Annotated in this window: 11 protein-coding genes; 5 read left to right on the top strand and 6 right to left on the bottom strand. The window is 68.5% G+C overall.

Annotated elements, in window-relative coordinates; all coding sequences use genetic code 11:
- Positions 1-1,096 precede the first annotated feature (1,096 nt).
- The 6 genes from rsmG to rpmH form a co-directional block, all read right to left on the bottom strand.
- Positions 1,097-1,891: a 16S rRNA (guanine(527)-N(7))-methyltransferase RsmG gene (gene rsmG / locus T333_RS02895; protein ID WP_496423602.1), complete on the bottom strand. Its 795-nt coding sequence runs from the start codon at positions 1,889-1,891 to the stop codon at positions 1,097-1,099.
- A gap of 234 nt (positions 1,892-2,125) precedes the next feature.
- Complete coding sequence (locus tag T333_RS02900) at positions 2,126-2,677, bottom strand: Jag family protein (RefSeq protein WP_354998293.1); 552 nt, start codon at positions 2,675-2,677, stop codon at positions 2,126-2,128.
- 79 nt (positions 2,678-2,756) lie between these two features.
- Positions 2,757-3,839, bottom strand: coding sequence for a membrane protein insertase YidC (yidC, locus tag T333_RS02905; protein WP_496423603.1), 1,083 nt, complete (start codon positions 3,837-3,839; stop codon positions 2,757-2,759).
- Between the two features lie 4 nt (positions 3,840-3,843).
- Complete coding sequence (yidD, locus tag T333_RS02910; RefSeq protein WP_354998292.1) at positions 3,844-4,197, bottom strand: membrane protein insertion efficiency factor YidD; 354 nt, start codon at positions 4,195-4,197, stop codon at positions 3,844-3,846.
- On the bottom strand, positions 4,194-4,658 hold the full coding sequence (gene rnpA, locus T333_RS02915) for a ribonuclease P protein component (RefSeq protein WP_496423604.1): 465 nt from the start codon (positions 4,656-4,658) through the stop codon (positions 4,194-4,196). The genes yidD and rnpA overlap by 4 nt, the downstream gene beginning before the upstream one ends.
- A 21-nt stretch (positions 4,659-4,679) precedes the next feature.
- On the bottom strand, positions 4,680-4,823 hold the full coding sequence (rpmH, locus tag T333_RS02920) for a 50S ribosomal protein L34 (protein ID WP_005516618.1): 144 nt from the start codon (positions 4,821-4,823) through the stop codon (positions 4,680-4,682).
- A 603-nt stretch (positions 4,824-5,426) separates the two neighbouring features.
- On the opposite strand from rpmH, the gene dnaA reads away from it, so the two are divergent.
- From dnaA to T333_RS02945, 5 genes are all read left to right on the top strand, one after another.
- Entirely contained in the window at positions 5,427-7,454 is a 2,028-nt protein-coding gene (dnaA, locus tag T333_RS02925; RefSeq protein ID WP_354998290.1) for a chromosomal replication initiator protein DnaA, read from the top strand.
- A gap of 832 nt (positions 7,455-8,286) precedes the next feature.
- Positions 8,287-9,462, top strand: coding sequence for a DNA polymerase III subunit beta (dnaN, locus tag T333_RS02930; protein ID WP_067786332.1), 1,176 nt, complete (start codon positions 8,287-8,289; stop codon positions 9,460-9,462).
- Between the two features lie 54 nt (positions 9,463-9,516).
- Positions 9,517-10,698, top strand: a complete 1,182-nt coding sequence (gene recF / locus T333_RS02935) for a DNA replication/repair protein RecF (RefSeq protein WP_496423605.1) — start codon at positions 9,517-9,519, stop codon at positions 10,696-10,698.
- Between the two features lie 379 nt (positions 10,699-11,077).
- A complete protein-coding gene (locus tag T333_RS02940) occupies positions 11,078-11,641 on the top strand; it encodes a DUF721 family protein (RefSeq protein ID WP_354998288.1) in 564 nt (187 codons plus the stop codon).
- 182 nt (positions 11,642-11,823) lie between these two features.
- Positions 11,824-12,732 carry an alpha/beta fold hydrolase gene (locus T333_RS02945; protein ID WP_496423606.1) on the top strand — a complete coding sequence of 303 codons (909 nt, stop codon included), beginning with the start codon at positions 11,824-11,826 and terminating at the stop codon, positions 12,730-12,732.
- The last annotated feature ends 152 nt before the right edge of the window (positions 12,733-12,884 follow it).

Consider the following 12,884-nt stretch of genomic DNA (forward strand, 5'->3'; position numbering starts at 1 on the left):
CGGACTCGGCCGTGGGCCACGCCATCGAGTTCAGTCGGAAGGCCCCGCCAGCCACTCGGCCGCGCCGCCGGACCCGGCCTTCTGCCGCGCTCGTAGCCGTGCCCGTGCGCCGAGCTATCGGGGACATGTCAGCAGGCCAAGCCGTCGGGGACGCCGTCGAGTCGAGCTGTGGCCGAACCATTCGACCGCAGCCATTGGGTCCCCGTCCCGCCGCGCTGCGGGACCGGGGCCGTGCGTCGATGTCGGCGTGAGTCCGGGTCATCGTGACGGCAACAAACCTAGCCATCCGGCCGTCCGGTGGGGCTGAGCCATCGGGCACGCCATCGAGTTGGGCCGTGGGGCCGAGCCACCCGGCTGTGCCATTGCGCCCACCGTCCAGCGCGTTGCGTGGCCGCGTCGTAGCGCGGAGCCATTGGAGACGCGCCACCAGGCTGAGCCGTCGTGGTGGCATTGGGTCGAGCACCATCCGGCCGCGCCGTTGGACCAGCCGTCGAGTGCCATCTATTCCAGCCGTTCCGCCGAGCCGTCGGGACGCCTGAACGGCCACCCGCTAGCCCCACGCCTTCCTGCCTTCTATGGCGCTCATCGACGCGCTCGGCGGCTAACGAAGTATCGGTCTGGAGGGGACCGTCGATCACACCGTGGTGCGCGCTATCGAGCCAACCCTTCCGACCGAAGGATCGGAACCGCGCCGTCGGGCGGAGCCGTCGGAACGTCGAGGCAGCCGTGCGGCGGACCGGCTCCGGGGCTCCATCCAGCCATGCTTTGGCACGGAGCCGATCGACGATGGACGAGATTGAGGGGTCCGGTCGGATTGAGCCATCGGGCACGTCATCGATCGAGCCGTTCCGCTGAGCCATCGGCCCGCACCAACGGATACGCGCCAACGAGCCAAGCCGTCCTCCCAATGGAGCGGGAAGCGGGTCGTCAGACCGCACCGTCGGAACATCGAGGCAGGGCCTAGCCGGTCTGCTGTTGGGGGGATCCGGCCGGGTCGTCGGGCGGTGCCAACGGGGCATCTGGGAGGGTCGGGAGATCGCGGCGCTGTTTCATGTGAAACAGCACGCAGCCCTCGCGGGCGGGAAAGGGTCTCGGCCTACTTCCCGCCCGAGCGACGGCGTTCGGTGCTGCGGCGGAGGACGCCGCCCTCGGAGCGGCCGCCCTCACGGCGGCTTCCGACCTTCTCCGTGCGGCGGCGGGGCGCGCGTTCCGCGCGGGGGAGACGTTCGGCGCTGATCACGACTGTCGGGGTATCCAGGACTCCGACACCACATTCGAGGACCTCGAAGTTGCCGGCGCCCGCGCGGGCCAATGCTTCGCCGTCGCGTTCCAGTTCTTCGGTTGCGCTCACACCCTTCAGGGCGAGCATGCGGCCGTGGTCGCGGAGGAGGGGGAGGGACCACTGGGCGAGTTTGGCGAGGGGGGCGACGGCGCGGGAGGTGACGACGTCGGCGCCGCCCGCTTCCTTCATCACGCCGGATTGTTCGGCGCGGCCGCGGACGACGGTGATGTCGAGTCCGGCTGCTTCGATGAACTCGCTCAGGAAGACGGTGCGGCGCAGCAGCGGCTCGACCAAGGTGATGCGTAGGTCGGGACGGGCGATGGCCAACGGGATGCCGGGGAGACCCGCGCCGCTACCGATATCGACGACGGTCGTTCCTTCGGGCATGAGCTCCGCAACCACCGCGCAGTTGAGGATGTGCCGATCCCAGAGCCGCGGCACCTCGCGGGGTCCGATGAGACCGCGCTCGACGCCTGCGGTCGCGAGCGCGGCGCAGTAGCGGCGGGCGATGTCGAGCCGATCGCCGAAGACGGTGGCGGCCGCCGCGGGCGGCTCCAGCTCGGTCGGCAGCGCGGCGCTTCCACCGAGTTCTCGTTCCACGTGAAACATCCTTCCGAGCTCGAGGTCACCAATTGCAAGACAGCGGAGGGGTGTCCGCCTCGGCCACGGGCGGCGACGCCCCGGCATGGAGAAGGCCCCCGGTCCGAAGACCGGAGGCCTAGACGACACTATCGGACGGCCGTCCGCCCTCGGACCGCGCACGGCCGGAGCGAAGGCGGAGCAGCGCCCGGGCATGAATCGTCAGCGTGACGAAACGCGCCGTCCCCTGGGGAAGCCGGGCGATCAGCCCGGAACGACCACCACGAAGCGGTTGGGCTCCACACCCTCGCTCTCGCTGCTGACTCCTTCGACCGCGGCGACGGCGTCGTGCACGATCTTGCGCTCGAACGGCGTCATCGGATCGAGCGATTCCGGGGCGCCGGATTCCAGCACCCGCTTGGCGGCTTCGGTGCCGAGCGCGCTGAGCTCGGAGCGGCGCTTGGCCCGCCAACCCGCCACGTCGAGCATCAGGCGGCTGCGTACGCCGGTCGCCTGCTGCACCGCGAGCCGGGTCAGCTCCTGGAGCGCGTCGAGCACCTCGCCGTTGCGACCCACCAACTTCGACAGGTCGCGGCCGCCGTCGATGCTCACGACGGCACGGTCGCCCTCGACGTCCAGGTCGATGTCGCCGTCGAAGTCGAGCACGTCGAGCAACTGCTCGAGGTAGTCGCCCGCGATCTCGCCCTCTTCGATCAGGGCTTCCTCGGCATCGCTCACGACATCGCCGGCATCCGTTCCGGCGTTCACCACACTCGTCGCCACGGTGGCGTCCCCTCCGTCGGTCTCAACAGTCATTTGAATTCCTTCATCTGTCCATCGCGCGCGCCGGACGCTCGACGCCGGGCGGTTGCGCGATCACGGGATTGCTCGGCGGTCAGCGGCGACGCTTCTGGTTGGCCCGGCCGCGCTGACCCGAACGCTTCTGCCCACCAGCCTTGCGCTGTCCGGCGGCCTTGCCTGCCGCGGTCTTGGAGGTGCCGTTCGCCGACGGTTCCGCATCGGACGGCTCGGCGTCGACGGCGGTGGCCGCGGGCTTCTTCTTCGTGCTCACCGGCTTGGCGCCCGGCTTCGGCGCGTTCTGCGCGCGCTGCTCGAGCTTGGCCTGCTTCTTGGCCTCTTCTTCCTTCGCCATCCGGCCGAAGACGAGGTGCTGCTGACCGTAGGTCCAGATGTTGTTGGAGACCCAGTAGATCAGGATGGCGATCGGCAGGAACGGACCACCGACGAGCACGCCGAGCGGGAACACCCAGAGCGCCAGCTTGTTCATCAGCGCGGCCTGCGGGTTGGCCGCGGCCTCCGGGGTCTGCCGCGCGACCGAGGCGCGGGCGTTGAAGTGGGTAGCGAGACCGGCGATCACCATCAGCGGGATGGCGACCAGGGCGATGCTCACCCGACTCGGGATGCCGCCGTAGTCGGCGAAGGCCAGCAGCTCGTTGGCCGGGGTGGTGATGAACGCCGAGATCGGCGCGCCGAAGATACGGGCGCTCAGGAAGGACTGGACGTCGGCCGCGTTGAAGACGTAGTTCGCGGTGTTCGCGTTCTCCTCGGGCGTCATGCCGAGCTGGCCGAACCCGTGGCCGGTGCGGTTGAACGAACGCAGGACGTGGAACAGACCGAGGAAGACCGGCACCTGCGCCAGGATCGGCAGGCAGCCCATCAGCGGGTTGAAGCCGTGTTCCTTCTGGAGCTTCTGCATCTCCAGCGCCATCTTCTGGCGGTCGTTCTTGTACTTCTTCTGCAGCTCCTTGATCTGGGGCTGCAGCTCCTGCATCTGCTTGGTGGTGCGCACCTGCTTCACGAACGGCTTGTAGAGCACGACGCGCAGCGTGAAGACCAGGAACACCACCGCCAGCGCCCAGGCCAGGCCGTTCTCCTTGCCGAGGCCCGGGATGGCCGCGAAAGCACGGTGCCAGAACCACAAGATCCAGGACACCGGGTAGTAGATGAAGTCGAGCACGGCTCTATGCACTCCCGTCGTTCGTATCGCCGATCACCGCATGCGGCGATCCTTTACAAGCGTGTGGCGCCGACGACGAGGCGTCGGCCGCAGCCTCGTTCCGTGCGCGATTTCTGCGCTCGGGAACGGGGTCCCACCCACCAGGGTGCCAGGGCGCGCATTTGGCCAATCGCACGACCGTCAATCCGAGGCCGACGAACAGTCCTCGGGTGCGCAACGCGGTGACCGCGTACTCGCTACACGTCGGGGTGAAACGACACACCGGCATGCGGGTGGGGGAGACATAGGTCCGGTAGAGCTCGATCAGGAAGATCAGCGTACGGGCGGGCAGCCGGGCCAGGACGGCGGCGAATCTCACGACGAAACGTCCGCGTCGACGGCGACGGGTCGAGCCCGTGTGCCGGTCCGGGCGGGAGCCTGAGCGATACCGAGTTTGCGCAACCCGCTGCGCAACTGCCGCAGCAGTTCGTCGGATTCCGCGTTCGCGGCGCCGGGCAGCGCCCGGATGACGATGTCGGCCTCGGCGGGCAGGTCGCTGATCACCTCGGCGCACATATGACGCAGGCGGCGGGCCACCCAGTGTCGAATCACCGCGGAGCCCACCGCCTTGCTGACAATCAATCCGAACCTCGGCCCGCCGACGCGAACGAGCGCTCCGGTGGCTACCGGAGCACTGTGTCGTTCATCAGAGCCCACGACTCCGTCATACCCGTGCACGAGCGCGTGTACGACCAGATCTCGCCTCCCGATTCGCTGGCCGCGGCGCACCGTCCGGGAGAAGTCGGCACGATGATGCAACCGATACGGCTCAGGCAACACCCGAGCGTCCGAGAGCGAGGATCAGGCAGTGAGTTCGGCGCGGCCCTTGCGGCGACGCGCCGAAACGATGGCGCGACCCGCACGGGTGCGCATCCGGAGGCGGAAGCCGTGAACCCGCGCCCGACGACGGTTGTTCGGCTGGAACGTCCGCTTGCCCTTGGCCACGGTCAACACTCCTCGAGTTGGTGGGCGCCGTTCGGCGCCCGAAGCTTGTCGGTGATACGTATGTGCGCGATGAATCGCGATGTCATCATCGGCGCGCGTCGGTCCTGGCGCACACGGTCGTCAAACGACCTAACGCGGTCAGCACGGGACCGCCACCGCACCAAGGGGTGACTGTACGAGGGTACTGATCAGCCCGAGACGGGTCAAACTCGGCCCCCAGGCGAATCCGGTGCACCGGTGCGACGCGCCCGGGCTTCTTCGTGACTTCGTCCACACCCCTAGGCGTGCCGAGCGGGCCCGCGAGCGAGGCGTTGCCAGATGGTTGCTACAGATCCGCAGGTCGGGGCGTGATCCCCGCGAACTTCGAGCCCGTTTCACATTTCCCCAGGGTTTTCCACATCTGTGGATAATTGTGTGGAAAGACCCCTGGAGTGGCATATTCGTAGGCCGACGGCGCCAACGCCGCTGACTTGGTACGGGGGAATCCGAGCAGCGTCCACACGGCTACGGACGTACGCGGGATCACAGGATAGCCCATCCACGAACCTGCTCGCGTACCCCGGCCGTCTGCTCCTATCGACCTACTTCCGGGGAGGAAACTGCATGGACGACGAGCAGAACGTGCTGGCCACCGTGTGGCCCGAGGTGATTGCCGAGCTCACCACCGGTTCCGACGACGGATCCATCCCGGCGGTGACCCGAGCACAACAGGCCTGGCTCAAACTCGTCAAGCCGATCACCGTCGCGCAGGGCTTCGCCCTGCTGTCGGTGCCCTCGTCGCTGGCCCAGGAGGCCATCGAACGCGATCTGCGCGAACCCATCCTGCGTTCCCTCGCCCGCCGGCTCGGTCCCCAGGTCGAGGGCCTCGGCGTGCGCATCGCGGCGCCCGCGACGCCGAGCACCGATCGTTCCGCGGCCAACCCACGGCACGCCAGGATGACCAGTCGTCCGGAGCGAAGCAGGGAGGCGGCCCAGCGGAACCGGGACACGCAGCGCACCAGGGAGGCGTCGCGCGGTCCCGTCGGTTACCCGGCCGATCCGCCGAGCCGCACCGACTACCCGGCCCCGCGGTACGCACCGCAGGACTACGCGCCCGCGCCGGAGTATCCGGGAACGTCCGACTATCCCCAGTCCGCCGACTACCCGCCCGCCGCCGAGTACGCCCCCGCGCCCGAGTACACCCCAGCGCCCGAGTACCCGCCGAGTTCGGACTACCCGGCCGAATACCAGTCCGGCGTCGACTACCCGGCCGACGACTATCCGACCGCCGCCTATCGCGCGCCTGGCGTGGGCGACTACCCCGACTCCGCCGCCGTGCCCGAGGTGTCGACGGCGCCGCGGCGTGAGCCAGGAATGGGTTCGCGCCGGGATTCCACCCCGCCCGGCCAGGAGTCGCTGTTCACGCCCGAGCCCGCTCCGATGCGCGGACCAGCCCGGATGCCGTTGCGCGAGGCCGCGCCCGCCGCCGCGCACGATTCGGTCCGCGAGTCCGGTGAGGCGCTGCGCACCGAGCAGCCCGACGACGAACCGGTCGTCAACGTCCGCAACAACTGGCCGACCTACTTCACCAAGAGCCAGGAGACGCCGGCTCCGGCGAACTCCTCGGCGAGCCTGAACGCGAAGTACACCTTCGAGACCTTCGTCATCGGCGCGTCCAACCGCTTCGCGCACGCCGCGGCGGTGGCCATCGCCGAGGCGCCGGCCCGCGCCTACAACCCGCTGTTCGTCTGGGGCGCCTCCGGTCTCGGCAAGACGCACCTGCTGCACGCGGCGGGTCACTACGCCCAGCGGCTGTTTCCCGGCATGCGGGTGAAGTACGTGTCGACCGAAGAGTTCACCAACGACTTCATCAACAGCCTGCGCGACGACCGCAAGGTCGCGTTCAAGCGGCGCTACCGCGAGACCGACATCCTGCTGGTCGACGACATCCAGTTCATCGAGGGCAAGGAAGGCATCCAGGAGGAGTTCTTCCACACCTTCAACACGCTGCACAACGCGAACAAGCAGATCGTGGTCTCCTCCGACCGTCCGCCCAAGCAGCTGGCCACCCTCGAGGAGCGGCTGCGGACCCGGTTCGAGTGGGGCCTGATCACCGACGTGCAGCCGCCGGAACTGGAGACCCGCATCGCCATCCTGCGCAAGAAGGCGCGGATGGACCGGCTCGACGTGCCGCACGACGTGCTGGAACTGATCGCCAGCCGGGTGGAGCGCAACATCCGTGAGCTGGAGGGCGCGCTGATCCGGGTCACCGCGTTCGCCTCGCTCAACGGTCAACCGCTGGATCTGCCGCTGGCCGAAGTAGTGCTGCGCGATCTGATGCCAGACACCGCGGCGCTGGAGATCAACGCGGCGACGATCATGGCCGTGACCGCGGAGTACTTCAACACCACGCTCGAGGAGCTCACCGGCCCCGGCAAGGCGCGGCCGCTGGCGCAGGCCAGGCAGATCGCCATGTACCTCTGCCGCGAACTCACCGACCTATCGCTGCCCAAGATCGGTCAGGCCTTCGGCCGCGACCACACCACCGTCATGTACGCGGAGAAGAAGGTGCGCAAGGAGATGACCGAGCGCCGCCGCGTCTACGACCAGGTTCAAGAACTCACAGCCCGTATCAAACAGCGCTCGCGCTGAGCGCTCTCCACAACCCCGCACCGCCCCTGACCAGGGGCGGTGCTTTTTTGTGCGTTGTGGATTCCTCGAGGATTCCTTGTGGAGTCCTCGAGGAATCCACCGGTTTGTGCACCGATTCGTGCACAGGCTCGCGGCGGAGTCGCTCACAGCCGGATATCAACATCATCCCCATCGATCTCTGCCCACAGGGTCTGACCAGCCACGTCTCGGTCAGGCGCTTGTGGAATCCTCGAGGAGTCCGTGTGGAGTCCTCGAGGATTCCTCGAGCTGTCCACCATTCGGTGCACACGTGTGAACAACAGGGTGAATCCGGTGGAACAACTCGAGGACGGCTCGAGGATGAACGTGGGACAGTTTTCGAACCTCCACAGACGCCTCCGGTTCATCCTCGAGTCACCCGACGGCCATCCCCACGGCACCACACCCCCGGACCAGCGGAAACGGGCTCAGTCCACAGATTCCACAGTGCCTACTACTACTTCAGTTCTTCTTCTTATAGATCTCTCTTCAAAACAGGGTGTGTGGAAAGTCGGTCGGGGAGTGTCCGGTCTGGAGCCACGCGTCTACACAGGCAAGGAGAAGAGGGGATGGGCGCTCTCGGATATACCGACACCCGTTTCGGACACGCGAGCGCGAATCGAGGGTCGGACTAGGTACCCGGGCCACACACGGGTACGTTTTATGTCGGTCGCCTGTGCCAGACTGCTGGCGCGGCCGATCCAGCACCCCCTGACGAGAACCACACGTTGTCGAGCCAACACGCTGTCGAGCCAACAGTGCTCGGACGGACGCCACACACGGATCACGGAACCGGGAGAGGACAGATCGGGCGATGGAGCTTGCGAGCATGAAGTTTCGGGTCGCCCGGGAGGATTTCGCGGAGTCCGTCGCCTGGGTCGCGCGCAGCCTGCCGTCCCGGCCTCCGGTGCCGGTCCTCGGCGGCGTGCTGTTGGTGGCGAGTGAGGACGGACTGACCGTCTCGGGATTCGACTACGAGGTCTCCGCGCAGATGCGCGTCGCGGCCGAGGTCGCCGGTCCCGGCGAGGTCCTTGTCTCCGGTCGCCTGCTCGCCGACATCACCAAGGCGCTGTCCAACAAGCCGGTGGACGTCTCCGTCGACGGCACGCGCGTGCTGATCTCCTGCGGCAGCGCCAAGTTCTCGCTGCCCACCATGCCGGTCGAGGACTATCCCCAGCTGCCCGAGGTGCCGCAGCAGACCGGTGAACTGAGTGTGGATGTCTTCTCCGAGGCCGTCGGTCAGGTCGCCGTCGCGGCGGGCCGCGACGACACCTTGCCGATGCTCACCGGCATTCGGGTCGAGATCGAAGGCCCCCAGGTCGTTCTCGCGGCCACCGACCGCTTCCGACTGGCCGTGCGCCACATCGAGTGGCAGCCCGCCCGCACCGACATCGAGACCGCGGTGCTGATCCCGGCCCGCACGCTCTCCGAAGCCGCCAAAACGCTGGGCCCCTCGGACGCGCCCGTGCAGCTCTCGCTGGGCACGGGTGCGGGCTCGGACGGCCTGCTCGGCATCGTCAACGCGGGCCGCCGCACCACCACGCGACTGCTCGACGCGGAATTCCCCAAGTTCCGCCAATTGCTCCCCAAGGAGCACACCTCCATCGCCACGCTGGAAGTCGCGGCGCTGACCGAGGCCATCAAGCGCGTCGCCCTGGTCGCCGAGCGCGGCGCGCAGGTTCGTCTGGAGTTCTCCAGCGAGGGCCTGCTGCTGTCCGCGGGCGGCGACGACGCGGGTCGCGCCGAGGAATGGCTGCCCGCCGATTTCCGCGGTGAGGCGCTGACCATCGCCTTCAACCCCGGCTACCTGGTGGACGGCCTGTCCGCGCTGCACTCGGACCGGGTCACCTTCGGGTTCACCACCCCCAGCCGTCCCGCGGTGCTGCTCCCGGCGAGCGAGGAGGAGCCCGAGGTCCTCGACTCCGGCGCCTTCGCCGCGCTGGCCAGCTCCTACATCTACCTGCTGATGCCGGTCCGGCTCCCAGGCTGAGCATCTGTGCGTGATCGGGTGCCGTCTCCCGCGGTGACCGGGGCGGTGTAGCGAATGTTCATCCGAGCGCTGTCGCTGCGCGACTTCCGCTCCTGGGAGCACGCGGAACTCGAATTATCCCCAGGCCGAACGGTTTTCTTGGGATCGAACGGCAACGGAAAGACCAACCTGCTCGAGGCGATCGGCTACCTGGCCACCCTTGGTTCACACCGGGTGGCCGCCGACGCGCCGCTGATCCGGATGGGCGCGCAGCGGGCACGGATCGGTGCGACGGTGGTCAACACCGGCCGCGAACTGCGCATCGATGTCGAGCTGAATCAAGGCGCGGCCAATCGCGCGCAGATCAACCGATCGCCGGTGCGCAGAACGCGGGAGATCCTCGGCATTCTGCAGACGGTGCTGTTCGCGCCGGAGGATCTGGCGCTCGTGCGGGGCGACCCCGGGGAGCGCCGCAGATTCCTCGACGAGTTGTGCACAGCCCGGCTCCCCAGGTTGGCGGGTGTGCGCTCGGACTACGAGCGGGTGCTGCGGCAGCGTTCCGCCCTGTTGAAAACCGCTGGGCGGCAAGCCAGATCGAGGTCCGACCTGGGAACACTCGACGTGTGGGACGGGCATTTGGCGGAGCACGCCTCCGTGCTGCTCGCCGAGCGGCTCCGGCTGGTGCACGACCTGTATCCCCATCTGGCACAGTCCTATCGGTCGATCGCGCCCGAATCTCGTCCCGCCGCAATCGGTTACCGCAGCTCGTATCTTCCGCCGGACTTCCTGGATCCGGCCAGGGAGCCGCAGGCCGACGACGCCGCCGCGCTGGAGGGGATCGTGCTGCGCGAGCTCGCCGCGGCGCGGTCCAAGGAGCTGGACCGCGGCGTCTGCCTGGTCGGCCCGCACCGCGACGACCTCGAGTTGGTGCTCGGTGACGCACCCGCGAAGGGATTCGCCAGCCACGGCGAGTCCTGGTCCTTCGCCCTCGCCCTCCGGCTCGGCGCGTTCGAGCTGCTGCGCACCACCGGAGCGGAGCCGGTGCTGTTGCTCGACGACGTCTTCGCCGAACTGGACCGTCGCCGCCGCACCGCGCTCGCCGAGGTCGCGGCAGGCGCCGAACAGGTGCTGATCACCGCCGCCGTCCCCGAGGACGTGCCCGCCGAGCTGGCCGCGGTACCCCTGCGGGTGGAGACCACCGGCGAGGCCACGCACCGCGCCTCACGCATCGTCGAGCCCGCGCCCGGGTTCGCTTGAATCGCGCGGACAGAGGTGTCCACAGGTAGCCCGCCGGGTTGTGCACAGGTGGGGAACGCCGACGCGGAAGAGCCACGACGCGTGTGACAGTTCGTCGGCGGGCTCCCGTACAGTTGCCCTGCACCGGGGCCGGAACGGAGCCGTCGATTCATCCCCAGCACCTGTGGAGAACGTCACCCCCGAGGTGTTTTCCCACGGTGCTGCGGTGATCGTTCGACAGTCACCGCCGTGGTTCCGGAAAACGCTACGAACAGGCGTTCGACGCCGGTCCGGCGATCATGCTGACCGGGCGTTTCGGCGCCGGACCCCGGCCGCGCACCGGTTGGGGACAACAGAGCAAGATCTGGGGACAAACCCGAGGGTCGAACGGAGCGGGACGATGACCGACCAGCCCGAACCGGGCGCACAGCAGCCCGGCGGCGAGCCGCAGTTGCGCGGCATCGATCTGGCCCGGCGCGCACTGGAAGAGGCCCGCGCCGCGGCGAAGGCCAGCGGAAAGTCGGTCGGTCAGGGCCGTGCCTCGCCGGTGCGGAAGCTGCGCACCGGGGCCCGCAGGCGCACGGGCTGGTCCGGCGCGCGACCGGACGATCGCGATCCCCAGCTGCTGTCCCAGCTCGCCACCCGCATCGCCAAGAGCAGGGGCTGGGACGGCAAGGTCTCCGAGGGAACGGTGCTCGGGCGCTGGGCGGGCGTCGTCGGCGAGGACATCGCCTCGCACGCCACCCCGATCGCGCTCAAGGACGGCGTGCTGAGCATCGCCGCCGAGTCCACCGCGTGGGCGACCCAGCTGCGCATGTTGCAGGGCCAGATCCTGGCGAAGATCAACGCCGCGGTCGGTCATGGCGTGGTGACGCAGCTGAAGATCTCCGGCCCGGCCGCGCCGAGCTGGCGCAAGGGGGAGCGGCACATCAAGGGCCGCGGTCCACGCGACACCTACGGCTGATCGACGGGCGCGGATCGGGTGACCCAGACGCTCTGGCAATTACCCGATACCTGGTGTTACGTTTATCCACATATCCACAGGTATCTCCACAGTCCCCAGCCTCGGGACCTGCGGATTCACCGTGGAACGCCCCGAGGCCGCGCCACCGGCCCGGATCGAATATGCACAGGAGAAACGGATCGATGACGATCAGCACCGCGGGCCCGTTCCCCGCCACGGCCACCACCACCGTCCGCCGGGGCGACGTCGAACTCGCGGTGTTCGAATGCGGCGATCCCGCGGGCATACCCATCCTGCTCGTGCACGGCTGGCCCGATACTCACATCCTGTGGAATCGCGTCGCCGCCCGCCTGGCCGATCGTTATCGCGTCATCGCCTTCGACAACCGCGGCGCGGGTGAGAGCACGGTGCCCACCCAGGTCTCGGCCTATCGCATCGAAGAACTGGCCGCCGACGTGCGCGCGGTCGCCGACGCGGTGGCTCCGGGGCAGCGCGTGCACGTGCTCGGGCACGACTGGGGTTCGGTGATCGGCTGGGAGCTCGTCAGCGATCCCGACGCCGAAAACAGGATCGCGTCGTTCAGTTCCGTCTCCGGCCCGAACCTCGACTTCCTCGGGGCGTACCTGCGCGGCCCGTTCTCGTCGGCCCGGCTGCGCGGGGCGCTCGCGCAGGGCATCGCCTCGGCGTACACCGTCGCCTTCCAGATTCCCGGCCTGCCCAATCCGGTGCTGCGCGCGCTGTCCCGCCGCTGGCCGCGCTTCCTCGCCTTCTTCGACGGCTTGGACCCCGCACTGGTGCAGACAGCGCCGACGCTGCGCGCCGATATGATCAACAACCTCAAGCTCTATCGTGCCAATATTCGTGCGCACTTGCGCAATCCGCGTCCGCGCCCGATCGGTGTCCCGGTGCAGTTGATCGTCTCGACCGGCGACCGGGCGGTGCGTCCGGTGGTGCACGCCGAGGCCGAGCAGTGGGTCGGCAACCTGACCCGCACCGAGATCGCGGCCCGGCACTGGTCGCCGATCTCGCACCCGGAGGCGCTCGCCGACCGCACCGCCGAATTCGTGGATCGGGTCGCGGTCTCCGGGTGATCGTGGCGACCATCCGGCACGGCGTGCTGAGCACATCTGAGAGACCCTGAAACGGTTTCGAGGGAGACCGGACTCGTCGCCGGTCGATTTCTCGCAGCCATGAAGCCGTCAGGGGTGTCGTAGGTGCGTTGTGGCGCGGGGCTACCAGTAGG

It is taken from the genome of Nocardia sp. CNS-044 (assembly GCF_059570515.1).